The organism is Acinetobacter sp. YH01018, from assembly GCF_013420295.1.
GTDB lineage: Bacteria > Pseudomonadota > Gammaproteobacteria > Pseudomonadales > Moraxellaceae > Acinetobacter.
Window position 1 is genome coordinate 1 of the sequence record NZ_VOYL01000046.1, and the last position, 24,638, is coordinate 24,638.

The 24,638-nt window shown below is 41.7% G+C and carries 20 protein-coding genes; 7 read left to right on the forward strand and 13 right to left on the reverse strand.

What is annotated here, in order from left to right; all coding sequences use genetic code 11:
• Nucleotides 1-328: 328 nt before the first annotated feature.
• Nucleotides 329-1,429: a glycosyltransferase gene (locus tag FTT83_RS12995; RefSeq protein WP_180176729.1), complete on the reverse strand. Its 1,101-nt coding sequence runs from the start codon at nt 1,427-1,429 to the stop codon at nt 329-331.
• Between the two features lie 158 nt (nt 1,430-1,587).
• Between FTT83_RS12995 and FTT83_RS13000 the strand changes: the two genes are divergently transcribed.
• Nucleotides 1,588-3,570 (forward strand): acyltransferase family protein, encoded by a 1,983-nt coding sequence (locus tag FTT83_RS13000; protein ID WP_180042858.1) that lies wholly within the window; start codon nt 1,588-1,590, stop codon nt 3,568-3,570.
• Nucleotides 3,571-3,706: 136 nt separating this feature from the next.
• On the opposite strand, the gene FTT83_RS13005 is transcribed toward FTT83_RS13000, so the two are convergent.
• The 4 genes from FTT83_RS13005 to FTT83_RS13020 form a co-directional block, all read right to left on the reverse strand.
• Complete coding sequence (locus FTT83_RS13005; RefSeq protein ID WP_180042859.1) at nt 3,707-4,579, reverse strand: lysophospholipid acyltransferase family protein; 873 nt, start codon at nt 4,577-4,579, stop codon at nt 3,707-3,709.
• A gap of 184 nt (nt 4,580-4,763) precedes the next feature.
• Complete coding sequence (locus tag FTT83_RS13010; RefSeq protein ID WP_086197527.1) at nt 4,764-4,985, reverse strand: hypothetical protein; 222 nt, start codon at nt 4,983-4,985, stop codon at nt 4,764-4,766.
• Nucleotides 4,986-5,103: 118 nt separating this feature from the next.
• Nucleotides 5,104-6,894, reverse strand: a complete 1,791-nt coding sequence (gene aspS / locus FTT83_RS13015) for an aspartate--tRNA ligase (RefSeq protein ID WP_180042860.1) — start codon at nt 6,892-6,894, stop codon at nt 5,104-5,106.
• Between the two features lie 162 nt (nt 6,895-7,056).
• The gene (locus FTT83_RS13020) at nt 7,057-7,821 is read right to left on the reverse strand and encodes a DUF4184 family protein (RefSeq protein ID WP_086197525.1); all 765 of its coding nucleotides are present in this window, start codon (nt 7,819-7,821) and stop codon (nt 7,057-7,059) included.
• Between the two features lie 142 nt (nt 7,822-7,963).
• Here FTT83_RS13020 and znuD point away from each other — a divergent pair, with 142 nt between their 5' ends.
• Both znuD and FTT83_RS13030 read left to right on the forward strand, forming a co-directional pair.
• Nucleotides 7,964-10,006: a zinc piracy TonB-dependent receptor ZnuD gene (gene znuD / locus FTT83_RS13025; protein ID WP_180042861.1), complete on the forward strand. Its 2,043-nt coding sequence runs from the start codon at nt 7,964-7,966 to the stop codon at nt 10,004-10,006.
• Nucleotides 10,007-10,113: 107 nt separating this feature from the next.
• Nucleotides 10,114-11,577, forward strand: a complete 1,464-nt coding sequence (locus FTT83_RS13030) for a phospholipase D family protein (RefSeq protein ID WP_180042862.1) — start codon at nt 10,114-10,116, stop codon at nt 11,575-11,577.
• A 100-nt stretch (nt 11,578-11,677) separates the two neighbouring features.
• Here the strand turns inward: FTT83_RS13030 and FTT83_RS13035 are convergent, their stop codons facing one another.
• Nucleotides 11,678-12,130, reverse strand: coding sequence for a hypothetical protein (locus tag FTT83_RS13035; protein WP_180042863.1), 453 nt, complete (start codon nt 12,128-12,130; stop codon nt 11,678-11,680).
• Nucleotides 12,131-12,314: 184 nt separating this feature from the next.
• Between FTT83_RS13035 and FTT83_RS13040 the strand changes: the two genes are divergently transcribed.
• A complete protein-coding gene (locus FTT83_RS13040) occupies nt 12,315-12,770 on the forward strand; it encodes an RcnB family protein (RefSeq protein ID WP_180042864.1) in 456 nt (151 codons plus the stop codon).
• A 77-nt stretch (nt 12,771-12,847) separates the two neighbouring features.
• Here FTT83_RS13040 and FTT83_RS13045 read toward each other — a convergent pair whose 3' ends face one another.
• Nucleotides 12,848-13,345, reverse strand: a complete 498-nt coding sequence (locus FTT83_RS13045; protein ID WP_086197521.1) for a phosphate-starvation-inducible protein PsiE — start codon at nt 13,343-13,345, stop codon at nt 12,848-12,850.
• Between the two features lie 182 nt (nt 13,346-13,527).
• Here FTT83_RS13045 and FTT83_RS13050 point away from each other — a divergent pair, with 182 nt between their 5' ends.
• The gene (locus FTT83_RS13050; RefSeq protein ID WP_180042865.1) at nt 13,528-13,737 is read left to right on the forward strand and encodes a hypothetical protein; all 210 of its coding nucleotides are present in this window, start codon (nt 13,528-13,530) and stop codon (nt 13,735-13,737) included.
• Between the two features lie 68 nt (nt 13,738-13,805).
• On the opposite strand, the gene FTT83_RS13055 is transcribed toward FTT83_RS13050, so the two are convergent.
• The 3 genes from FTT83_RS13055 to FTT83_RS13065 all read right to left on the reverse strand — a co-directional run bounded on the left by FTT83_RS13055 (nt 13,806) and on the right by FTT83_RS13065 (nt 18,506).
• Nucleotides 13,806-15,587 (reverse strand): acyl-CoA dehydrogenase C-terminal domain-containing protein, encoded by a 1,782-nt coding sequence (locus FTT83_RS13055; RefSeq protein ID WP_180042866.1) that lies wholly within the window; start codon nt 15,585-15,587, stop codon nt 13,806-13,808.
• A gap of 168 nt (nt 15,588-15,755) precedes the next feature.
• Nucleotides 15,756-17,558 (reverse strand): acyl-CoA dehydrogenase C-terminal domain-containing protein, encoded by a 1,803-nt coding sequence (locus FTT83_RS13060; RefSeq protein ID WP_180042867.1) that lies wholly within the window; start codon nt 17,556-17,558, stop codon nt 15,756-15,758.
• A gap of 297 nt (nt 17,559-17,855) precedes the next feature.
• Entirely contained in the window at nt 17,856-18,506 is a 651-nt protein-coding gene (locus FTT83_RS13065) for a hypothetical protein (protein ID WP_180042868.1), read from the reverse strand.
• Between the two features lie 135 nt (nt 18,507-18,641).
• Here FTT83_RS13065 and baeS point away from each other — a divergent pair, with 135 nt between their 5' ends.
• Both baeS and FTT83_RS13075 read left to right on the forward strand, forming a co-directional pair.
• Nucleotides 18,642-20,303: a sensor histidine kinase efflux regulator BaeS gene (gene baeS, locus FTT83_RS13070; protein ID WP_180042869.1), complete on the forward strand. Its 1,662-nt coding sequence runs from the start codon at nt 18,642-18,644 to the stop codon at nt 20,301-20,303.
• A 13-nt stretch (nt 20,304-20,316) separates the two neighbouring features.
• Entirely contained in the window at nt 20,317-21,003 is a 687-nt protein-coding gene (locus FTT83_RS13075; protein ID WP_086175456.1) for a response regulator, read from the forward strand.
• 55 nt (nt 21,004-21,058) lie between these two features.
• Here FTT83_RS13075 and FTT83_RS13080 read toward each other — a convergent pair whose 3' ends face one another.
• The 3 genes from FTT83_RS13080 to FTT83_RS13090 all read right to left on the reverse strand — a co-directional run bounded on the left by FTT83_RS13080 (nt 21,059) and on the right by FTT83_RS13090 (nt 24,237).
• Nucleotides 21,059-21,430, reverse strand: coding sequence for an MmcQ/YjbR family DNA-binding protein (locus FTT83_RS13080; protein ID WP_180042870.1), 372 nt, complete (start codon nt 21,428-21,430; stop codon nt 21,059-21,061).
• Nucleotides 21,431-21,524: 94 nt separating this feature from the next.
• Nucleotides 21,525-22,970 (reverse strand): YdiU family protein, encoded by a 1,446-nt coding sequence (locus FTT83_RS13085; protein WP_180176730.1) that lies wholly within the window; start codon nt 22,968-22,970, stop codon nt 21,525-21,527.
• A 100-nt stretch (nt 22,971-23,070) separates the two neighbouring features.
• Nucleotides 23,071-24,237 (reverse strand): acyl-CoA desaturase, encoded by a 1,167-nt coding sequence (locus tag FTT83_RS13090; RefSeq protein WP_180042872.1) that lies wholly within the window; start codon nt 24,235-24,237, stop codon nt 23,071-23,073.
• Nucleotides 24,238-24,638 lie beyond the last annotated feature (401 nt).

The window sequence follows — 24,638 nt, forward strand, 5'->3', positions numbered from 1 at the left end:
GTTCCACTTTAGATATTTGTTTAAGATGAGATGTAACTCATTGAAATGTGTCATCATATTCGTCGTCAGAAAACAAGTATTATGCCATTATTTCAATGAGTTATCTTTTTTTGTCGTGTACAAAGCTTGAACAATTAAGAAAGACTTATTCTAAGTATACACTGCAATATGCTCGCCAATTTCATCAAACTGGCAGTGACTATGACTTATATTGTGAGTTGGTTAAAAAATCTCTATCTATAAGATATTACACTATCAGACAATTAAAATATTTTATACTAACCCTTTTGCCAAAGTCAGTATACTTGATGAAAAGCAAATAAAGTTTTTAATCACATAATTGAAGAATTCTTTTCTGCATATTGTCCATACACACTTTATCTATACATTCTTGGTTATATTTATAAGGATTTTGCACACATTTTTCTAATGCAGAACTAAGAGCTTTAATATTTTGTTTAGGAACTAATCCAAATTTTGCAGTATCAATAGTAAATAAATCTGCAATACCAGCTGAAGAGTTATAACTGATGATGGGAACGCCAAGGGCAATTGCTTCGGCTAATGTTACAGGGCTACCTTCGTACAGAGAACACATAACAAGGCATTTGCTCTGTAGCATGAGTTGATGAGGGTTATCAATCCAACCTAAGAAATCAATTCTGTCAGAAATGTTAAGTTCTTTTGTAAGAGTTTCAAGTTTTTCTCTCTCTGTTCCATCTCCCACAATTGCCATTTTACCAGTGAGATTACTTATAGAAAATGCTTTAATTGCATGATCTACTTGTTTAATTGGAACCAAACGTCCTACAAAAATCACATCCCATTTTTTTTCAGTATATGGAGCTTGAGCAATAAGATCATCTGATACTTGTACCCCATTTGCAATGGTGACTGTTGATTTTGGTTGAGCATAGGTTTGAGCTTTAGATTCTAGGTCACGGTTTACTGTAATCAGATTTCTATTTTTAAATAATTCAGCAAATTTGCGTTTATTCTTGAAAAAACGAATATGTTCTTTAATTTGCTTTAATGGATTATTGAACTTTCTAAATTCTAAAAGATCTCCATGAATCCAATGCCATACATTACCTTTTAGATAAGGTGCTAACCAATGGCCATTGTTGTAGCCTGTAATAATTAAGTCAAAATTATTTGTCAGTAAAGTATCGATTTTTGTTTTTTCATCGGGCGATAATACTTTATTTTTCCATATCTTGCCGTATGCAAAAGATTCACCTAGCTGTAAATCAGTATAATCTATACCAGATGTACAGTGATAATAATTCAATCTGCCATTTAATACTGCTAAATGAATGCTATGATCATTTGCTGCTAGATATTCAGCTAATTGTAAGGTTATTCTTTCCGCACCACCACATCCTAAGTGATCAATAATAAATAAAATTTTTGACATTTTCTCAGTCATTACATATCAATGCGGCAAGTATATCAGGCCAATTTTTTTTGTAAATTATACTTTTAGATCCTATTATTTTTAGGGGGGGTACCTCAATAAATAAATTGATCATTGTAAATGGTTATCAAGCGAATAGAATAAGCAAAATTTTGATTGATTAGTCATATATGAGCATAAAGTACAATGCTGATATAGATGGTTTAAGGGCAATTGCAGTTCTCTTTGTTATTTTAAACCATCTTCATGTCAGTTTATTTCAGGGTGGGTTTATTGGGGTAGACATTTTCTTTGTAATTTCTGGGTATCTGATTACGTCCATAATATATAAAGAAATGCGGGAAGATCGCTTTAGTATAGGTCACTTTTACAAAAAAAGGGTGATCCGTCTCGCACCGGCATTTTTTACCATGCTTGCGGTAGTTTCTATTATCAGTTCTTTACTTATGCTTCCACATGAGTTGATGTCATATTTTGAGAGTGTAATTTATTCAACTTTCTTAATGGCAAATGTATACATGCGTAAAGAGGTTGGTGGATATTTCTCAACAAGTGTAGAGGAGGTGCCTTTACTTCACTTATGGTCATTAGGGGTCGAGGAGCAGTTTTATCTATTTTGGCCCTTACTTTTATTATTTTTGATAAAAAAAATAAATGTAAAATGGCTAATATGGATTGTAATAACTTTAATTATGCTGTCTATATTTTATGCAGAGCAACAAATACTGAAAAATGCCGGTAAAGCCTACTATAAAATGCCAGTTCGTGCCTGTGAAATGTTTTTAGGGGCTTTGATTTGCTTTTTGCCAAAAATAAAATTAAAAGAAACTCTTATACAAATTGGTATTTACTCAAGTGTTATATGCTTATTCGCAACAGCGATGATGTTTAATCAGCTGACCAAATTTCCAGGTTTGAATGCCTTGATTCCTTGTCTGGCTACAGCGCTTATTATCTATTTAAGTCAGATCTCGGATAAAAAAAGTTTTATCTTAGGTAATTCCTATTCTGTTTGGTTTGGAAAAATTTCTTATCCCATGTATTTGTGGCATTGGCCTCTCATTGTTTTTTGTAATATTTATTTAATAGAAATAGGGTTAATGACTCAAGTTTTGATTTTTGTCACAACAATAAGTTTGGCTTATTTTACCTATAAGTATATTGAAGTCCCAGCAAGGAAGTGGATGATATGGTCCAATAAAAAAGTCATTGTATTAGGCTTTTTATTACCAAGTATGGGGCTTTCTGCTATAGCAGGAGTTGTGAAATATACTCATGGTTTGCCTGAACGGTTTGATGAAAATGTAAATCGTCAAGTGATAGCACTTCAGTCAGCTGCACATGTAGTGAGGAAGGATTGTCATGATGCACCGAAGGACAAAGCAATTTTGCCTGATATATCGTTATGTATTTTAGGTAATGAAAATAAGAACAATATTGATCTAATATTGCTTGGAGATTCACATGCGAATAGCTTAGCAGGAGCTGTGGATTTTTGGGCAAAAGATTTAGGTTTGAGAGGATATGATCCAACGCAAAGTACAACGTTATATTTACCTCAGATAGAATTGTTTGAAAGACGAGCCAATGATGAATATGTTCTTTTATCTCATTTCAAAACAAGAAATGACAGTTTGACTAAATTATTGCAAGATCATCACTATTCAATAGCTGTAGTGTCAGGTTATTTCTCAACTTATTTAAGTGATAATGTCAAACTGTCAGACGGCACTGGCAGGCCTAATCATGAAGTATTTGAAGATGGAATGAGGCGGGCATTTAAAAACATTTCAAAAGCAAGTGATAGAGTCGTTGTAATTTTAGATGTGCCTGAATTGAAGAAGGTCAAAGCTAATTGTGAAGCACGAGTAAAATCGCTTGGGTTGTCTAAAAAATGCACAACCCCTGCTAAGGAAATAAAATCTCGGGATCGACAGTATTTAGAAATTCTTGAACGCTTAAAGACTCAATTTCCAAAGCTTGAAATTGTTGATCTTAATCCGCTGTTATGTGATCAAACAGAGTGTCAGACTAGTTTGAATGATATTCCTTTATATCGAGATAAAGACAATCATCATTTATCTTATTATGGAGCTTTAGAGTTAGGCAGAGAATATTCGGAACAACAAGAAAATCCTCTTAAAACAAGATAGCTAATAATGCGATTTATTTATCAATAACCCAGATTTTTCAGGGTTATTGATAAATCTAATAGCATATAAATAACCACTGAACCACTAAAAAATCAGCATGATTGTATGCTTACGAATGGCAAGATAGCATCGCTAATTATATAGTGCTTGATGTATAAAGATTTTTATTCCCTTCAACCTTTCTAAACCGCTTATAAGACCAAATATATTGCTCCGGTGCGACATTAATCATATCTTCTAGATTTTGATTTAGGCAATCAACAGAAGTTTTTAAATCCTTTGATAAAATCTGATCGGATAGTGGTGAGCAATACACATTAAAACCTGATGTTTCATCACGAATACAACTGAGGCCTACTATATTGCATTCGGTCTTACTGGCCAGTTTTGACACCAGCGTAGTAGATAATGTCTTTTGTCCAAAAAATTCTGAATAAATACCTCCCGATGCTTTCGGAAGATGATCTGGTAAAATGACCGTTAATCCTCCTTGCTTCAGATGTTTAAAGATGGCACGCACGCCATTTTCATCGGTGGGGACAAGCGTGGCATTCAATCGCTGGCGCGCTTCTAGCATAAAGCGATCCACCGCTTTATGCTTATTGGGCTTGTACATGATCATCGGGGCGGCATGTAAATTCAGCCATGCATTTAAAAGCTCCCAACAGCCCAAATGTACAACCACAACTATAACGCCTTTTTTATTGGCTAAGGCTTCTGTAAGATGCTGTTCTCCGTAAATATTTTTGATCTGATTTAAGCTGTATTCAGGTGGCATACCCCAACATTTAATTGATTCTATATACGTCATGCATTGACTTTTTAAGCTTTTCTTGAGGAGAGCCTGGTAGGCTGTTTCATCCAGTTCTGGATAAGCCAGCTTTAAATTGATGCCGGTAATTCGTTTGAGTGAGGAATTGAAGGAGTACAGCAGAATTGCAATGCAGGATGCCAGAAGCTGTAAAAAAGACAACGGAAATCGGGAAATGACTTTGAGGACAAAATACATAATGGCGTAACTCTTTGAAAACTACACTGGTTATAAGAAGAAAATTTTGCAAAGAGTTTTATTACAGCAAGGATGCTGCTGCCCCATGTCTAAATCACAGATCAGGAGTTAAATATTTTCAGCACAAAATAAAACAAGATAAAACCACTGAGGAATGTCACCAGTCAGTGGCTAAAGAAGGGAGTTATTCGGCTTTGTCGGCGTTGCCTTTTAAAACCATATAAATTAAGCCGACAAAAATAAGTAAGGCCCCACCTAGGCTGCTTACACAAAAATAAAGAATACGTTGATTAGTATCCATGTTAAATAAGTCATTGGCCAGGATATAACGCATAAATAGCCACTGTACAATAGAAAACACAATGAGCATAATGCCACGATTACGAACAGCGGGACGCATAGCCATAGCTTGTTTAACTCAATAATAAAAAAACAGCATTATTATGCCACTACCCGGAATCAATCTCAATTCAATAAAAAACCCTGCATCAAGCAGGGTTTTTGATCACTGAATCAGGCAAGAATTAAACTTCTTGTTGAGCTTCAGCTTTTGGTTTTTCACGTAAGCGAATACCCAAATCACGTAATTGATTACCTTCAACTGGTGCCGGTGCTTGAGTCAATGGGCATTCTGCAGTCTTGGTTTTCGGGAATGCAATCACGTCACGGATTGAAGATGAACCTGTCATCAACATGACAAGACGGTCTAGACCGAATGCCAAACCACCGTGAGGAGGTGCACCGAATTTAAGTGCATTCAGCAAGAAGCTGAATTTCTCTTCTGCTTCTTCTTCAGAAATACCTAGTGCTTCGAAGATCGCTTTTTGCATCTCGAGCGTATAGATACGAAGTGAACCACCACCGATTTCAGTACCGTTCAATACCATATCATAAGCCACAGACAATGCTTGGCCTGGATTGTTCTTCACTTCTTCAACACTTGATTTTGGCAGTGTGAACGGGTGGTGAACAGAAGTCCATTTGCCATCGTCAGTTTCTTCGAACATCGGGAAGTCAACCACCCAAAGCGGAGCCCACTCACAAGTCGCCATGTTCATGTCATGGCCGATCTTGATACGTAAAGCGCCCATTGCATCGTTTACAACTTTAGCTTTATCTGCACCGAAGAATACGATGTCACCATTTTCAGCACCAACACGTTTCAACAAATCAAGTACGATTGGCTCGATGAATTTAACGATTGGAGATTGCAGACCTTCGATGCCTTTTTCAAGTTCGTTGACTTTAATGTAAGCCAAACCTTTCGCACCGTAGATACCCACGAATTTAGTGTATTCGTCAATCTGGCTACGTGGAAGAGAACCAGCACCCGGTACGCGAAGCGCAACGATACGACCTTTAGGATCTTTGGCAGGACCTGCGAATACTTTGAACTCAACGTCTTGCATCATGTCTGCAACGTCAACAAGTTTCAAAGGAATACGTAAGTCTGGTTTGTCAGATGCATAGTCACGCATTGCATCTGCATAAGTCATGCGCTGGAATTTGTCGAATTTCACGCCAAGAAGTTCATCGAACATCTTAACGGTTAAACGCTCCATCAAATCCATGATGTCATCGTCACTCATGAACGATGTTTCAACGTCGATTTGGGTGAATTCAGGCTGACGGTCAGCACGTAAGTCTTCATCACGGAAACATTTAGCAATTTGATAGTAACGATCAATACCGCCTACCATCAACAACTGTTTGAACAGCTGTGGGGATTGTGGAAGTGCGTAGAAGCTACCGTTAGAAACACGACTTGGTACTAAATAGTCACGAGCACCTTCTGGAGTAGCACGGGTCAAGATCGGAGTTTCAACGTCTAAGAAACCATTTTCTTCGAAGTAGTTACGAATCAGGTTGGTCAATTTAGAACGGAAACGTAGGCGATCTAACATTTCTGGACGGCGAATATCCAGGAAACGATATTTCAAACGGATTTCTTCAGAAATGTTGGTATTTTCATCATTCAATGGGAATGGAGGCGTTTCAGAAGTAGCAAGAACTTCGATGTCTTTTGCTAAAACTTCGATTTGACCACTCACCATGTTGGCATTTTCTGTGCCTTCATAACGGCGACGTACACGACCTGTGATTTTTAATACGAATTCAGAACGTGCCTTGTCCGCAGTTGAGAATGCTTCTGGTGTATCTGGATCGATAACCACTTGAACAAGACCGTCACGGTCACGCATGTCAAGGAAGATAACACCACCGTGGTCACGGCGACGGTGTACCCAACCGCATAATGTTACGGTTTGGTCAATTTGGGCTTCAGTTAATGAGCCACAGTAATGAGTTCGCATCATAGCGTAAAAAATCCAACTATATGGGTTAAGGTCAGCGTATACGTAAACAGCGTACCGCTTTTTTCGAATGTTGAATTATGCCTCTTTGGGCATATAGTCACAAGAACTTGAGACAAAAACAGCAACAATTTAAAGTGAATAAGCGGAAAGTGGGCTATTTGATTAGCCCATACGCCGATTCTGGTCCAGAAATAAAAACAGTAAACAGCCCAGGCTAAATACCATCAAAAAGCCCTGACTGAATTCATTGATGGAACGGCCGGTAAAATAATACAGCTCAGATTGCCACACCTCATCAGGAATATAGTGCATATAGTCCCAGACCGAGAACAGGGCAGTGAGGATCGACAGGCCGAATAATCCCCAAGCAAAAACTTTGATTTTGTGGCTAAGGGCCAGGGATTGCCGATGGCACCGATAATAATGCAGGCTCATCCATACAATAAATGGCAGGGCTGCGAACGAGCTCCCAAGCTGCAAAATGCGGTGCAGGGGATAGCTTTGTCCTAAAATCTGAAACTGCTGACTGAGAAGGTCATGCAAGGCAAAGGTACGAAAATCCACATGGGTCAGACCATCCCAAATCAGATGGGTTGCTGTACCCAGCATCACGGCCAGACAGACTCCTGTAAAAAACTTAAATGCTGCAAAGAGGCTGGTGATATTCAGTTCATGCCGGATACCGAGAAAGCGGTAGATCACCGGCCGGTAAATCAGATACCAGATGGCACAAAAAGCCAGCCCGATCCACAAGTTTGGATGAATCAGGGAGGACCATAAATGAGTGCTATTGGAATGATCTTGGCTAAACAGACGATAAAGGTCTGGCACCATGCAGCCAATTGCCAGTGCGGCAACCGGAAGCCGGTTTCCAGTCAGGTAGGAAATGGGTGGGGCAAGGACAGCATGAGATAGGGTAAAGGGCATAAATAAAATAATGTTTTAATGCGATAAAAAGTATTTAAAAACATTCTAATAAAATATGTAGCTGTTTATCGTAAAGGATTGCAAAAAAAATGCAATGTTATATTATAACATTATTTAGAAATTGCAGCCTTGAGTCCGTTCCATGCTTGTTCATAAGAATTTAATTACACTCTCTATTTTTGCCGTCATTGCACCTGCTGTTTTTGCTGATGAGGATACTCAGACTCAACAACTTGCCACTCTCAAATTGCAGGCACATCCCCTGGTACAGTCGGCTGCAGATTTTGCAGTGGCTGATCAGGTCATTGATCATAAAAAGCTTGCCGAAGGCAGTACGACTATTGGTGATGCTTTGGCAGGTGAGCTTGGGGTATCTTCGAACCAGTATGGTTCAGGTTCCAGCCGTCCGGTGATTCGCGGGCAAGATGGTGCGCGTGTTAAAGTCCTGCAACATGCTTCTGAAACTGCGGATGTTTCGACCTTGTCGCCTGACCACGCGGTGACGGTTGATCCGATTCTGGCAAAACAGGTTGAGATTATTCGGGGACCATCGACTTTACTGTATAGCGCAGGAACAGTGGGTGGACTGGTCAATGTCACAGATAATAAAATTCCAACGCAAATGCCTGACAAGGGTTATGAAGGTCAGCTGGGCTTACGTTACAACACGGGTAGTGATGAAAAACTCGCTAGTGCGGGTGTCACGGTTGCTTTAGCCGATCAGGTTGCGTTACGGGTTGAAGGTTCAAAACGTAAAGCCAATGACTATATTGCACCGGATTATTTTCATGATCATGAAGGCGAATTAGAAAAAGAACGCCGTGTCGGGAATACCTTTGCTGAAGGTGAAACGGTCAATGTTGGATTGTCCTGGATTCATGACCGAGGCTTTAGCGGCATTTCATACAGTAACCGTCAGGACCAGTATGGCTTGCCGGGGCATAGTCATGAATATGAAGATTGTCAGGTGTCCGGTAATGCCTTAATTGGCTGTGGCCAGCAACCCGGGCATACGCATGAAGAGCATGCAGCGGGACCATGGGTCGATTTGAAAACCGAACGTTATGATTTCCGTACCGAACTCAATGATCCTTTTGCCGGGTTTCAAAAGCTTCGTGCCCATGCCAGCTATACCGATTACAAGCATGATGAAATTGAAGAGAATGCTGCGCAAACCACCTTTAAAAGCAAAGGCTATGATGCACGTTTAGAATTGGTCCACAATCCGATTGCAAACTGGGAAGGGATGATCGGTGCTCAATATAATCAGCAAAAGCTGGATATTAGCGGTGAAGAAGCTTTGCTGGATCCGACCAAAACCCGAAAGTGGAGTCTGTTTGCCTTAGAACATAAACAGTTTGATGATGTACATGTGGAACTCGGTGCACGTTTGGATCAGCAAAAACTTGACATCGATTCTGATAAAAAAGACTTTGATGATTATGGTTTTTCCTACTCAGGCGCGCTGAACTGGGAATTTGTACCTAACTATAAATTATCGCTGGTCGGTTCTCATCAAGAACGTCTGCCTTTGGCGCAAGAGCTGTATGCCAATGGTAAACATTTCGCGACCAACACTTATGAACGCGGCAATGAAAATCTGGCTGCAGAAAAATCCAATAATCTGGAGCTTGGTCTGCATTATGAAAACGGTCCGCTGGATTATCATGTGCATGTCTATCACAACTGGTTTGATCACTATATTTATGCCCAAACCCTGGATAATTTTAAAGATTTCCGCCTGGTTGAATATACCCAAGACAAAGCCAAGTTCTATGGAGCTGAAGCAGCGGCCTCTTATGCCCTAAACGATACCTACAAAGTGGGTGTGTTTGGTGATTATGTGCGTGGCAAAATCGAGAGTGAAAATGCACCTCGCGTTCCGGCAGGTCGTTTAGGTACCAAAGTGGATGCAAGCTTTGACGATCACTGGTCGGGTCTGGCTGAGTATTACCATGTGTTTAATCAGGACAAAATTGCCAGCTATGAGGATGAAACTCAGGGCTATAACATGGTTAATCTGGGCTTGAGTTATGCCAATACTCTTGCTGATAAAAATACTTATCGTGTCTACTTTAAAGCCAATAACCTGCTGGATGATCAAGTTTATTCACATGCTTCATTCCTGTCGAATATTCCGCAAGTGGGACGTAACTTTACTGTTGGTCTGGAATTCGGTTTCTAGGCAAAAGTCATCCTGAAATCTGCTGATTCAAGCAGGTGAAACAGAAATCCTCTTGATAAATCAAGCAATAAAACCTAGTCTGATGATATTGGACTAGGTTTTTTGTTATGCGTATTTTTCAACGAATTCATCAGAAATTGAATTGGTCAGGCCGTCGTTATGCCGGCGTGATCATCGGTTTGCTGGCATTGGGATATCTCTCATCGGCCATTTATCATACCTATAAACCCTTGCCTGAAGGCCTGAATTTTACCGGTAAGTTACGTCATGCCGAGGTGAAGTTTATTGCAGATCAAACCTATCTGGATGCAAGTGGAAAACAGCAGCAAGACCATCATATTTTTAATGAAATGTTAAAATTGATTGATGAAGCGCAAACCACCATTGTACTGGACATGTTCTTGTTCAATAGTGAAGTCGGCGAGTCAACACTATCTCATCAGGCATTGGCGCAACAACTTACGGATGCCTTGATTTTAAAACGCGGTGTGCAGCCAAAGATTGAAATCAGCGTCATTACCGACCCGATTAATTCAGTCTATGGGGGACTTGCACCCGAGCATTACCGTCAGTTACGCAATACAGGCATTGATGTGATTGAAACGGATTTACGACCGCTGCGTGCATCCAATCCCTTATGGTCTGGTTTCTGGTATCTCTGTTGTCAGGATGCTGGCAATAATCCTGAAAAAGGCTGGCTCGCCAATCCGTTTGGTCAGGAAAAAATTACTCTACGCAGTTATTTTAATCTGTTTAATTTTAAGGCCAATCACCGTAAAACTCTGGTGGTGGATACGGCTCAGGGCTGGAAAGCTTTGGTGACTTCAGCCAATCCGCATGATGGCAGTTCACGTCATTCTAATGTGGCTTTGCTGGTAACGGGCAATACAGCCATTGATGTATTGAAGACCGAACAGGCTGTAGGCCGGATGTCCAAAGCTGACATTCCAATGGTCATTATTGGCGAGTTTGAAGGGGATCGGTCTTTACCTCAAGTTCAGGTGCTGACTGAAAAAGCAATTTACGATGCAACACTCAAACTGATTGAAACTGCCAAGCCTAAAGAGCAGATTGATTTGGCCATGTTCTATTTGTCTGAACGGCATATTGTCAAAGCCCTGATTGCTGCACATGAGCGTGGGGTAAAAGTTCGTGTCTTGCTCGATCCGAATAAAGATGCGTTTGGGCGTAAAAAAAATGGAATTCCTAACCGGCAGGTGGCTTCTGAATTAAATGCTGCCGGTGTGCCGGTACGCTGGTGTAATACCCAAGGTGAGCAATGTCATAGCAAGATGATCATTAAATCAAATGCACAGCAGTCTGACCTGATTTTGGGGTCTGCAAATTTCACTGCACGGAACATCAAAAACTATAATCTGGAAACCAATTTGCGGGTAGTCGGTTCATCACAAGCCTCTGTATTTATTGATGCTCAAGCTTATTTTGATAGTGTTTGGTCAAATTTGGATGGCAAAAACATGAGTGTGGATTACAGTCAATATGCAGATGAATCGACATTGAAATATGGAATTTACCGTTTTATGGAATGGAGCGGATTGTCTACGTTTTAAGTCCCTCATCCCAACCTTCTCCCAGAGGGAGAAGGAGTTCCCTCTCCTTTCAGGAGATGAGTAGCACTGCTACGCAAGGGAGAGGTAAAATAATAAAACTTTACTTTTCAGGATTAGGCGGAACCATCTGATCTAGATCTTTGTCAGAGAGTTTATCCAGCTCTTTTAAATCCGTTTTAATTTTCCACTGGCTTTCATCTTCAACTGGCTGCGGTAAACGTGCTTCTAACCAGTCACAGACCACATCAGGTGAAAAATCGGGGTGATTGCACTGAATGACCCAAGCCAAAAACTCTTTGGCTTCACCATTCATATAAGGTGGCGGAGAAACCGGCAAAAACTGTGTCGGTAAACGTTCATTCTTGGAAATGTAATTTAATACATGACCCAGTTCCTGTACAGTTTGCCATGCCAGAGGATGTTCCACATTGATTTGAAATTTAAACCACCAGGCATGTTGACCATCTGAACCATAGGCATTAATTAAAGATTCTTGAATACTTGGAACCTTGCAAAAGAATTGATGTAGGCGGTCAAAACTTAAATCAGACACTCTGTTTGATCCCATAATAAAAAACCGCATTTTAGCATATTCATTATTTGAGCCGGGATGTGTCTCAAGAGAAAACCCGAGAAATATTTCATTTACAAAACGTTGCATTTGCTGTTTTTTTATTCATTTTTTATCCTAAACTAGGAATTACAATAAGCTTTATAATGTATGGTGGGTGGCTCTTATGAAATTAACAGCTCTTTGTGCTTTGAGTGGCATGATGCTCTTGGGGGCTTCTGCAACAACGCAGGCGGAAAATCGCTGGTCAAATTATCGTGGGGTAGATACTACTCGCTACCAGCCTCATCCTTATTATCCGCAAAGTTATCCTCAAAATCACTATCCACATCAGCAGCAACATTATCCACAGCACTACCCGAATTATCCGCAGCGTCCACCGCATCATCAGAATTATCCGACCATTCAGAATGGCATCAGCATTCAATATCAGGCACCCACGACTATTACACAAAATTCTCAAAGCTATAGCTGGGTGAATGGTGATCCGAGAACCGCCCGAATTGAAAGCTCAAACACGACCTTTATCTCCGACTGGCAACGTTTGGGTTTGCCTGCACCACCGACTGGCAGCCATTGGATATTTGAAAATGGTCGTTATGTGCTGGTGCCGAATCGTTAAAGATTCATTTTTAATGATTCAATCTCCCCTCTTGCGCCATATATGGCTCATCTTTAAAAAGAGGGGCTTTTAACATATTAAGCTAATTCATCATCTTGTGGTTGTGGAGTTTTATCTGCAGGGAGTGGCTTTTCTGAATGTTTATCACGAATGACTGATGGATAGGTCCAGGAAGAGAAACGCACCACCAAAATGGAGAATGCCAAGATCAGGATTGAACCGGTAATAATCACCAGATCCATATCGGCTTTATGGTCATGCTGGATATCTGAAATAAGTAAACGAGTCAGTGCGGTAATGGCAATATAAATTAAAAAACGTACCGGCATGTGATTGGTTTTGAAGTAAATACCCACCATGGCGCCCAGTTCAAGATAAATAAACAGCAGCAGAATATCATCGATGGTCGCAAACTGTTTAATGGTTAAAATTTCAAATACCGTATGTCCGGCAGACCAGATCACCATACAGCCAATAATAAACAGGGCAATATAGTGAAAACTTTCTACGGCAATATTTCCGAAACGGTCGAGGAGGGTCTCAATTTTTTCAACTTTGCTATCAGGTTTTGACATCTTTTTTTCCTCCTGTCTCTTGAATGATTGTTTGTATGAAATTGATTATTAAATAGTATGCAAGTTTCATGCACATTAAAGAATAAAAAATGAAAGTGGATAAAAAATTAAGTGATTGTATTTTTTTTATACGAAATTCATGTAATGTATGAAGGGTTATTTCATTGATCAGGGAAAAGAAAATGTTAGCAACAATTCAAACAAAAATTGATAATTTACAAAATGGCAAAAAACTTATTTTGGGTTCAGGGATTAAAATGGATGAAATGCACAAGCTGGTTACGTTATGCGAACATCTACAAGCCGAGGGTGTAATTAAAATTGTGAAAATTAATCAAGAGGCACAGAGTAATAAAAAAGTTTCAGATTCCATTATTGTTGAAAAAATCTAATTGATATCTTGAGTCATAAAAAACGCCTGCATTTGCAGGCGTTTTTTATTGCTTATCTTTGTGCAGGATTAAGCTTGGTTAGTAAAGTAGTCTTCAGAGAAGTTCATGACCACTTCAGCACCGGCTTTTACTTTAGTAATGCGCATTGCAAGTTCAGGCAGAATACGTTGTACAAAATAAAGCGCCAGCGACAATTTATTTTGATAGAACTCGCCGTCTTTGGCTTTTGCTGCATTGGCAATTTTTGCAAACATGTAAGAGAAGCTAAGCAGACCCACCGCATGCAGATAATCCACAGCTGCTGCATTCGGGAAGTCGATATTTTCTTTGCTGGCTTGCAGAATATATTGCGTTACCGATTCAACTTCTGCTGCTGCATCTAAAGTGGCATCTTTAATGAAGTTCAGATCAGCATCCAGACCATTGGCAAAATCACGGATTTCCTGGATGTATTCTGCAATGAATGCACCGCCACATTTAATGGTCTTACGGCCAATCAAATCCTGGGACTGAACACCGTTGGTCCCTTCGTAAATCTGCGAGATACGCAAGTCACGGATACATTGTTCCATACCCCATTCACGAATGAAGCCATGACCACCGAAAACCATTTGTGCATCTAAAGTTGCGTTAAATGCAGTATCGGTCAGGTAAGCTTTTGCGATTGGGGTTAATAGCGCAACACGGTCATTGGCTTTTTTTACCGCTTCGGCATCGGTCGAGAACTTGGTAATGTCAAGCTGTTGACCGACATACACCGCAAAAGCACGAGATGCTTCGTTGTTGGCACGCGCATTGAGCAACATACGACGCACGTCACCATGGACCAAAATGCTGTCCGCAGGTTTGTTTGGAGATTTCACGCCAGAAGCGCTACGACCTTGAAGACGGTCCGTCGCATATTGCGCAGCATTCTGGTAAGCAAATTCAGAAGCCCCCAGACCTTGGATCCCCATAGACAGACGTTCGTAGTTCATCATCACGAACATGGCAGCCAGGCCTTCGTTTTCTTTACCGACCAGATAGCCTTTGGCACCGTCAAAATTCATCACGCAAGTCGCAGAGGCTTTAATACCCATTTTGTGTTCGATTGAACCTGGACCTGCATGGTTACGCTCACCCAAAGAACCGTCTTCATTCACCAGGAATTTCGGGACGATAAACAATGAAATACCACGGGAACCGGCAGGTGCATCTGGCGTTTTCGCAAGGACCAGATGAATGATGTTTTCAGCCAGGTCATGATCACCACCGGTAATGAAAATTTTGGTACCGGTAATGTTATAAGTGCCATCTTCATTGCGTTCTGCTTTGGTTTTGATAATGCCCAAGTCCGTCCCTGCATGTGGCTCGGTCAAGCACATGGTACCTGACCATTCGCCCGAGTAGATCTTAGGCAGGTAAGTTTCTTTTTGCTCTTGGGAAGCATAGCTGTTTAATGCCATACCTGCACCCACAGACAGAAGCGGGTAGAGCATAAAAGATGGGTTGGTTGCAAACAGCATTTCATCAGAAAGCACGGTCAGCATTTTTGGCATTTCCTGACCGCCCCATTCAGCGTCAGCACCCAGACCAATCCAGCCGCCTTCTGCATATTGTTTGAAAGCTTCTTTAAAGCCCGCAGGGGTCGTCACATTGCCATTTTCAATTTTAGCGCCTTCTTCATCACCCGTACGGTTTAAAGGCAAAGTCACGTTTTGCGCAAATTTCGCCATTTCTTCAAGAATGGCTTCAGCTGTTGCTGCATCAACATGTGCAAGATTTTCATTGTTTTGCCAGAATTGTTCTGCATTGAAAACATCGTTCAGGATGAATTTCATATCTGCAAGAGGCGCATTATAGATTGGCATAGTGAGTCACCTGTTTATTGTTTGATTCAGTTCGGTTTCATGAGTCTAATACATGAAAATTCATGTTGTTAGACGACTAAAGGTTAATTATTTTCTATCTTTGATAAAGAAAAAGGACTGTCAAAAGTCTGACCGTCCTTTTTCTCACATCAGTTTAAAACCATGTACTTAGAATGCGAAGTGTTCAGCATCTAAAGCAAGTAATGGCTCAACGCCACCCGCAATCACGTCAACGTGTGAGCGAACGCGTGGAAGAATTTTCTTGAAGTAGAAACGGGCAGTAGTCACTTTCGCATTGTAGAAATCTTCGTCAGTTGTACCAGCAGCCAAGGTTTCCTGAGCAACAAGTGCCATACGCGCCCATAGGTAAGCAAGCGTTACATAGCCAGAGAAGTACAGGTAATCTACCGCAGCAGCACCAACTTCATCCGGGTTTTGCATGGCACGCATACCAATCTGCATGGTCAAGTCACCCCACTCTTTATTCAGAGCAGCAAGTGGTTCAACAAATTCTTTCATTGCAGCATTGTCTTTGTGGGCTTCGCAGAATTTGTGGATGATCTTGGTGAAGTCTTTCAACATTGCACCTTGAGTACCCAAAACTTTACGACCTAACAGGTCAAGCGCCTGAATTTCAGTGGTACCTTCGTACAAGCAAGCAATACGTGTATCACGAACAATCTGTTCCATGCCATGTTCAGAGATGAAACCGTGACCACCGAATACTTGAACGCCGTGTTTCGCAGATTCAGAACCGGTTTCAGTCAAGAATGCTTTCGCGATCGGAGTCAGTAGCGACAACATGTTGTCCGCAGCTTTACGTTCTTCTTCGGTTGCGCCTTGCTCAACAGTGTCAGCATAGAAAGATAGTAAATAAACCAATGCACGACCAGCTTCAGCAAAAGATTTTTGCGTGAGCAGCATGTTACGTACAGCAGGATGCACAATAATTGGATCTGCTTCTTTTTCCGGTGCCTTAACGCCTGACAGTGAACGCATTGCCAAACGGTCTTTGGCATAAGCCAATGCACCCTGGAACGCGCCTTCAGATGCTGCAAGCCCCTGTACCGCAGTACCAATACGGGCAGTGTTCATGAACGTGAACATGCAATTTAAGCCGCGGTTTTCAGGACCAATAAGGAAGCCTTTTGCGTTATCAAAATTGAGTACACAGGTTGCGTTACCATGAATACCCATTTTGTGTTCAATTGAACCACAGCGAACGGTATTGCGTTCGCCAAGTGAACCATCAGCATTGAGGTTAAATTTCGGTACGATAAATAAAGAGATACCTTTAGTACCTTTTGGTGCACCCGGAAGACGCGCCAACACGATATGAATAATGTTCTCTGCCATGTCGTGTTCACCAGCAGAGATAAAGATTTTCTCGCCAGAAATTGCGTAGCTGCCATCTGCATTCGGTTCAGCTTTGGTACGGATAATTCCCAGATCTGAACCTGCGTGAGATTCTGTCAAGCACATGGTACCGGTCCACTCACCTGAAACCAGCTTAGGCAAGTAAGTATCTTTTTGTTCTTGAGAGCCGTGATGTTCCAGGGTACGGACAGCACCGTGTGAAAGACCAGGGTACATACCCCATGCCCAGTTTGCAGTACCCACCATTTCAGAGATCACGTTGCCTAAAGAAACAGGCAAGGCTTGACCACCGTATTGCTCTTCAGCAGATAATGACGGGAAACCCAATTCGATATATTTTTGATAGGCTTCTTTAAAGCCTGTAGGTGTAGTTACCACACCATCATTCCAGGTACAACCTTCGCGGTCACCGCTTTGGTTGATTGGAGACAATTCATTTTCACAGAAGTCAGCCGCAGCTTCTAAATATTGATCAACCAATTCACGGCTTACGGTGTCAGAAAATGCAGGCAAGCTTGCATAATGTTGTTCAGCATTTAACAATTCATGTAGAACAAATTGCATATCACGTAAGGGCGCTTTGTATTGTGGCATATCGGTTTCCTCAATACTGGTTTAACCAGCGTTAATAATTCTAAATAAACATTGGAACGTATCTTCAATGACACGTATTTGTATGGCTCAATCGTGCAACATCTTCCCCCTTGGTACAAGCGTTAGGGGCTTTTTCTTGGTGACTGTAAAGTCAAAGATTTATAATTTGAAATGGCTAAGTATCTTGAGTGTAAATGCTTTTATGGCTTTGTGAGTGGCATAAATAGTCAAATGGTTTAATTTTTGACAGGCAATAAAAAAGGCGCAGAGCTGCGCCTTTTTAACTTTGGGTAAATTTTATGATGCAGGTTTTGCTGTTGTGGAACCCATAGGGGCTTTAGGCTGAAAGTGGACTTCACATTTACCATTGAGGGTGTGTGTGCCCATTTTGACTTGAACCGCCTTACCATGAGGTTGACCTTGGCAAGCTTTTAACATGGCTTGCTGATGTGCCTGGTGCTGAGCGAGGCGCTGGTCAAATTGTCTGGTCAATTCTGCGCGTTTGGCATCAGTCAGCGGTTCATCGTGTTGCATCCTGTACATGCCTTTCATTTCACCCTGCATGGCACGATGATCAGCTTGCATGTGCATCGCTCTCATTTCGCCACGCATGCGCTTCATCTCTGCACGATCGGGAGTGAAATGCGTCACGCAAGTCCCAGCAATGCTTCTTTCACCTGCCTTGATTTGTACCGCAGAACCCACGGCTTTGCCGTCACAGGCTGTTTTCATGCTTTTGATCATTTGCTGGCGTTCGGCACGGACCTGCTGCCACTGCTCACGCTGTTCGGGTGTCATGTTGCGCTCATGCTTTGGATGATGGTCTCGCATCATGCGCGGGTGGTCACCATCTTTGTCCTGAACCGTGCTGGTCGATTGGCAGGCTGTCAAAACACCCATACTGAGTACGCTGGCACCGACTAAAGCCATTTTTGTCATGGAATTCATTGTTGTTATCTCCAATGAAAAAACGAAATTTGATATGTTAAAGATTAAACAATAATGATGAAGAAACAATGAAGAGTATTTTTTTAGAAGGTTCGTTACAATAATTCATTGAGAAAAAAGATTGAGACTTAACTTTTGAAGATTCGCCGTGTTCCGATTGCCTTACGCCTGTTTCTGACCGTACTGTTCACTACCTTGGTGATTACGACGGTCAGCCTGGGTGTATTGCATTGGACCATGCAAAAGAACTTCGCCCGCTATGTCGCGGATGTCGAAATGCAGAAGCTGGATCATGTGATCAGTAATCTGGCTGGCGTCTATTCGGTTTATCATGACTGGGGCAATGCCATTCAGGCGCAAATCCTGCAAATAGAAGGCACTGCTGCACCGGATGACTATGACCGTCTGTCTCGCTGGTGGTTACGCCGTCAATATGATATTGCTTTGCAGCAGCGTTATTTTCAGGAAAATACCCTGATCAGCGTTTCTCCGGGGTTAAATAAAACCGGGCAGAGCAAACCGATTTTAGATGCAGAAGAATTGCGCCTCATCAAGTTAAATTTACCTTCCGAATATCAGCCTTTTGAAGGACTTAAATTTCCACTCAGTGCCAATCAAAATATCTTCCGCTCTGACCGGAAAACTGAAGATAAACCCGCCGATACAACATCCAGTCAAGCTAAGAAAAAACAGTTTATCTCTTTGCCGGACCGTTTGGGCTTAAGTTCTCGCTTGTCGTTGTATGATGCCAAAAAACAGTTTGTCGTGGGTGAGCCATCCGATATTCCAGTGTCATATCGTCCGATTATGGTGAATAACCAGGTGGTTGGTTATTTAGGCTTGAAGCCGGTGCTGGATCAGGATGATGCTTCAAGTATTAACTTTTTTAGTAATCAAAAACGTTATTTATTATTAGTGTACGGTTTAACTTTCCTGACCAGCCTGATCGCAGCCTTATTGTTGGCTACTTATTTTAAAACGCCCATTCAGCGTTTGCTGCAAGGGACCCGTGAACTGACCAAAGGCAATTTTCAGCATCAGGTGACGGTTAACCGCAATGATGAACTGGGTGATTTATCGACAGAATTGAACCATCTTGCCGTCATTCTAGATCAACATGAAACCTCACGCCGTCAGTGGGTGGCGGATACTTCACATGAATTAAAAACACCATTGGCAGTACTGCAAGCGCAAATTGAAGCGATGCAGGACGGTATCCGCAAACCGACGCCGGAACATTTTGAATCGATGCTGCGTCAGGTCACCAGTCTGAAAAAACTCACTCAAGATCTGGCCGATTTGGCTCAGGCTGAAGCACAGCAGCTGAAATGCTATATGGCGGAAGTCAATCCGTGGACTGTGGTGTTACAGGAAGTTGAAAACTTCAAGCCTAAATTTGCCCAAGCCGATCTATCTGTTTCGGTGCAGGGTGAAGGTGTGAATTTACAATTAGATATAGATCGTTTTAAACAAATTATGGTCAACTTGCTGGGTAACAGTATTCGTTATACTGAAGCAGGTGGTGAGGTTCGTGTGCATACCGAGCAATCAGCCACCCATTGGAGTGTGATCGTGGATGACAGTCCACTTGGCTTGAGTGACGAACAGTTGATACGTTTAGGCGAGCGTTTCTATCGTGTGGATGATTCCCGCACCCGCAGTACCGGTGGTACAGGTTTAGGACTGGCATTATCTGGTAAAATTGCGCAGGCAATGGGCGGACAGTTGGGTTTTGATCATTCTCCATTAGGTGGTTTGCGTTGCAAACTGACTTTCCCAAAACAATTGAACAAATAAAGGAATAACATTCATGAAACATGTCATGCTGGTAGAAGATGAAGTTGAACTTGCACAGCTGGTGCGGGACTATCTGGAAGCTGCGGGTTTTGAAGTCAGCATGTTTCATGATGGGCAAGAAGCCTATGACAGCTTTTTGCAACGTAAGCCCAGTTTGATGATTTTGGACCTGATGGTGCCACGTATGGATGGCCTGACCATTTGCCGTAAAGTGCGTGAACAATCCGATTTGCCGATTATTATGGTGACTGCCCGCACTGAAGAAATTGACCGTGTACTGGGTTTGAACATGGGCGCAGACGATTATATCTGCAAGCCTTTTAGCCCGAAAGAACTGGTTGCACGGGTACAAGCGGTATTGCGTCGTCTGGATCGTCAAGTTGAGCCTGAACAAAACAGCCTGTTCCGGATGGACAAAGCCCAGCAACGCATCTGGTATCAGCAAAAAACCTTGAACCTGACCCCAACGGAATTCCGTTTATTGGAGTTGTTTCTGGAACATGTCGGTCAAGTCTATTCACGTGCGCAATTGCTCGACCATATCAATCCGGACAGTTTTGATGTGGCAGACCGAGTGATTGATAGTCATATTAAAAACCTGCGTCGTAAAATTTCTGATGCTGCCGAAACAGGCAACCGTCATGAATGGATTCAGGCGGTATATGGTGTGGGCTATCGTTTTGAATATCCTGAAGACTGATTTAATTTTTTAATTAAATCTAAACGAGGCGAGTCATGAGAATGGCTCGCTTTTTTTATATTGCTGACTTTAATAGGGCGATACGTTTTTGCTGTATTTTATTCAGTTTGCTGACCACCAAATCATAAGAATCCCTTATCAAATCCTGAACCAAAGTTGCATTCAGATGTTCATCCTCATAAACAGTTATCCAGTGCTGTTTATTCATATGCCATCCGGCACGAATATAAGGATAAATATCCCGTAGCATGGCACCATCATCCGGGATAACTTTTAAGTTAATCGCTGCTTGGCCTTCTAAATGAAAATTCAGCATAAAGACTTTATCCATGACTTTAAATACGTCACAGCCATCACCAAAAGGCTGGGTACAAGTCACTTCAGGAAATTGAAGTGCAGTTTGGTATGCAAGACGATGTAAGGACATAGTTAAGTTCTGGCTTTAATCTTTTTATTGTCAAATAGACTCTGTGGATAATGCTGAAATTATCCACAGTTCTCAAGTTGGTTGTGGATTAACTTTAGGAAGAACAGCTCACCATCACTTCAGGCACATCACTCGGTAAAGGAGCTAAATCTTCAGGCTGTTCTAAATCAGGCTGTTTAATATAAGGTTGGCTTAGCAATTTAAACAGACGCTCGACTTCGGAAAAATCATCCTGTTCTGCCAGTTCAATGGCTTTCTGAGCCATGTGATTGCGTAAAATATATTGCGGATTGGCTTTGGCCATTTCGGCATCCAGTTCATCAGTATCCTGATTCGCCCGAATGTTTTCATATTGAGCCAGGAAACTTTCAAACTGGCGGCGGTCTAGGCAGTCATCTTTAATGCTTTCATATTGCTTATTCTGTAAACGAATAAAGCCTTCGGTATAGTCCAATTGCTCCGTCTGTAAAATTCGCAAGAATGCCATACCGCAATCAAAACTGTCTTTATGGAAACTTGGCAAGCCCATTTTCTGGCACAAACCAACCGTATAATGTTCGAGGAAGGTCGGCTCAAAATGTTCTAAACATTTTGCCAAATCTTCTTTGAACTGTTCTTTTTCAGCAGGATCTTTTTTAAGCCGAATCAGGTTGTTCAGCCACATCCATAAATTCCAGTGCCCAATACTCGGTTGCTGCTGGTAGGTGTAACGCCCTTGGTAATCCGAGTGGTTATTCATCCAGTTCGGACGGAAACGCTCCATAAATCCATAAGGACCAAAGTCGAGGGTTGAACCGGTGATATTCAGATTGTCAGTATTCATGACTCCATGGGCAAAACCCACCAGTTGCCATTTGGCAATCATCACTGCAGTACGCTGGATGACTTGGGTGGCAAAAGCCAAAATCGGCTGTTCAGCTTGCAAACATTCAGGATAGTGCCATTCCATGCATTTCTGTACGAATTCTTCTAGAAGGTCGGGTTGATATTGGTTGAGCCATTCAAAATGTCCAAAGCGAATATGGCAGTCTGAGGTCCGCAGCATCATGGCACCGGGTTCCATTTTTTCCCGTTGTATGCCTTGGGTGGAAGAGGTAAAACCCACGGCATTACTCGATGCAATGCCTAAAGCATTGAGTGCATGACCCGCCAGATACTCCCGAATGACGGAACGCAATACCGCACGGCCATCGCCCATACGGGAGTAGGGGGTAGAGCCGGCGCCTTTTAAATGCAAGTCGATGGTTTGATTGTTCTTATCCAGAATTTGCCCGATCAGCAAGCCACGACCATCACCCAATTGTCCTGCCCATTGTCCGAACTGATGACCGGCATAGACCATGGCCAAGGGTTCAAATTCAGCAAAGGTTTTTTGTCCACTACAGATTTCCACCCATTGAGCTTTATCCTGTTCTAACCACTGTAATTCATCAGCCAGTGCTGCATTGAAATGACCAGCTTTGGCTCCCTTTAAGGGAACAGGCATTTGATGATGATAAAGCTTGGGATTGAGCGAAGGGTAACGCGGATTAAATTGCATGGGACAATCTAAAAATTGGGGGAGATGTGATCACTATAGCAAATTTAAACCACAAAAATGAATAAAGCCCCATTGTTGGGGCTTTATATTGAAGCAGCTTTTATTCTGAAACAGGATTCTTTTTAATACTACGCATTAAAATTTTCAAGCTGTCGCGATGATGAACAAGGCGCTGTTCAACCAATTGGAAATCAACTTTAAGTTTGTTATCCATTTGGTGAATTTTTTCAGCAACAGAGGCTTTCTTGGCTTGAATCTCTTGCTCTTTCAGTGTTGCCCAGTCATTTAAAGTTTGGGTAAAAGCTTCGTATTCTTGTGCAATGCGAAGTTTGGCTGTTGCCATATCTTCATTGACATTATGACCATATACAGCCAAGTCTTGTTCCGCATATTTAAAGCGCATTGCCAATTCTGCTTTTTTAATATTAAAGCTTGGAATACGTCGTAAGTTTTTAGCCAAACCGACTTTTGAACAGGACCAGATCAACCATTTTGTCGGGTCATACTGCCACCATTTCACGCCGTTACGGTAATCGTACTGGAAAATGTGGTGGTAGTTGTGATAACCCTCACCCCAAGTGGCAATGGCTAAAATGAAATTGTCACGCGCAGTGTTTTCGTCGGTATAAGGACGTTTGCCCCACATGTGACACAGTGAGTTAATGAAGAAAGTTACATGATGGCTCAAGATCAGACGGAGTAAACCACCCAATAACACGACGCCCCACATGTCACCCACAGCCCAGCCTACAGTGGTCAGAATGACTACGTGTACGGCAATCACCAGCGGAATGTAATATTTGTCCTGAAACATCACCACTTTGTCGTTTAACAAATCAGGTGCATTTTTATAGTTTGCTTCTGCTGCCGGATAGTTACGAAGCATCCATCCCATATGCGCATACCAAAAGCCATTATTAATTGAATATGGGTCTTTCTCGACATCATCAACATGACGATGATGAGTACGGTGACCTGAAGCCCAGAACAAAATACTGTTCTGAACGGCAAAAGTACCCATAATCATTAAAATAATTTTTAATGGAAGAGTTGCTTCATAAGCACGGTGTGCCCATAAGCGGTGATAACCCGCGGTAATCCCTAAACTGCTAAAACCAAGCAGTACAAATAAGCTGATCCATGCGCCTAAGCTAAAATCATGATGATAAGCATATAAAGGGATAGCGATTACAGCCACAATTGGTAAAAAAACCAATGCAAACACTGCAATCCAGTTAATTGGGGCTTTGGGTAAGGGAGCATTCATCTCCAACAGCACTCCTAGAACCGTATAAGGGTAAGGTATAAATGAATTCTTAATTCAATACAAATTATAGGGATTAAGACTTCTTCAATATTAGCATGAGCGAACAAATCTTCACTAGCATTATTCTACAGGTGTATTGTACTAAACAGTAACAGAATACGGGGAAGGGTTGATTGATTTTATCGAAGGTCAAAGCTGCTTCCGTGAACAGCAGCGATGTGAGTCATTTTTGATTCAATAAATAGTGGATTGAGTCACAAAAGTGGGGGTAGAAAGGGACTGTTCTAAATTTTGTGTAAGTACTTAATTTTCATTTATCCTACTGAGGATAATAAAAAGAGGTACTTCACATGGATGAAGCTACAATCAAAAGTATGGCAGCTGAATTAGCTAAAGGTTTA

Coding starts and splice junctions, on each gene's coding strand:
- FTT83_RS13030 (WP_180042862.1), top strand. CDS start 10,114: ATGCGTATTTTTCAACGAATTCATCAGAAATTGAATTGGTCAGGCCGT.
- FTT83_RS13080 (WP_180042870.1), bottom strand. CDS start 21,430: ATGTCCTTACATCGTCTTGCATACCAAACTGCACTTCAATTTCCTGAA.
- aspS (WP_180042860.1), bottom strand. CDS start 6,894: ATGATGCGAACTCATTACTGTGGCTCATTAACTGAAGCCCAAATTGAC.
- FTT83_RS13045 (WP_086197521.1), bottom strand. CDS start 13,345: ATGTCAAAACCTGATAGCAAAGTTGAAAAAATTGAGACCCTCCTCGAC.
- znuD (WP_180042861.1), top strand. CDS start 7,964: ATGCTTGTTCATAAGAATTTAATTACACTCTCTATTTTTGCCGTCATT.
- FTT83_RS13075 (WP_086175456.1), top strand. CDS start 20,317: ATGAAACATGTCATGCTGGTAGAAGATGAAGTTGAACTTGCACAGCTG.
- FTT83_RS13000 (WP_180042858.1), top strand. CDS start 1,588: ATGAGCATAAAGTACAATGCTGATATAGATGGTTTAAGGGCAATTGCA.
- FTT83_RS13085 (WP_180176730.1), bottom strand. CDS start 22,970: ATGCAATTTAATCCGCGTTACCCTTCGCTCAATCCCAAGCTTTATCAT.
- FTT83_RS13090 (WP_180042872.1), bottom strand. CDS start 24,237: ATGAATGCTCCCTTACCCAAAGCCCCAATTAACTGGATTGCAGTGTTT.
- FTT83_RS13010 (WP_086197527.1), bottom strand. CDS start 4,985: ATGGCTATGCGTCCCGCTGTTCGTAATCGTGGCATTATGCTCATTGTG.
- FTT83_RS13040 (WP_180042864.1), top strand. CDS start 12,315: ATGAAATTAACAGCTCTTTGTGCTTTGAGTGGCATGATGCTCTTGGGG.
- FTT83_RS13065 (WP_180042868.1), bottom strand. CDS start 18,506: ATGAATTCCATGACAAAAATGGCTTTAGTCGGTGCCAGCGTACTCAGT.
- FTT83_RS13055 (WP_180042866.1), bottom strand. CDS start 15,587: ATGCCAATCTATAATGCGCCTCTTGCAGATATGAAATTCATCCTGAAC.
- FTT83_RS12995 (WP_180176729.1), bottom strand. CDS start 1,429: ATGACTGAGAAAATGTCAAAAATTTTATTTATTATTGATCACTTAGGA.
- FTT83_RS13005 (WP_180042859.1), bottom strand. CDS start 4,579: ATGTATTTTGTCCTCAAAGTCATTTCCCGATTTCCGTTGTCTTTTTTA.
- FTT83_RS13060 (WP_180042867.1), bottom strand. CDS start 17,558: ATGCCACAATACAAAGCGCCCTTACGTGATATGCAATTTGTTCTACAT.
- FTT83_RS13020 (WP_086197525.1), bottom strand. CDS start 7,821: ATGCCCTTTACCCTATCTCATGCTGTCCTTGCCCCACCCATTTCCTAC.
- FTT83_RS13050 (WP_180042865.1), top strand. CDS start 13,528: ATGTTAGCAACAATTCAAACAAAAATTGATAATTTACAAAATGGCAAA.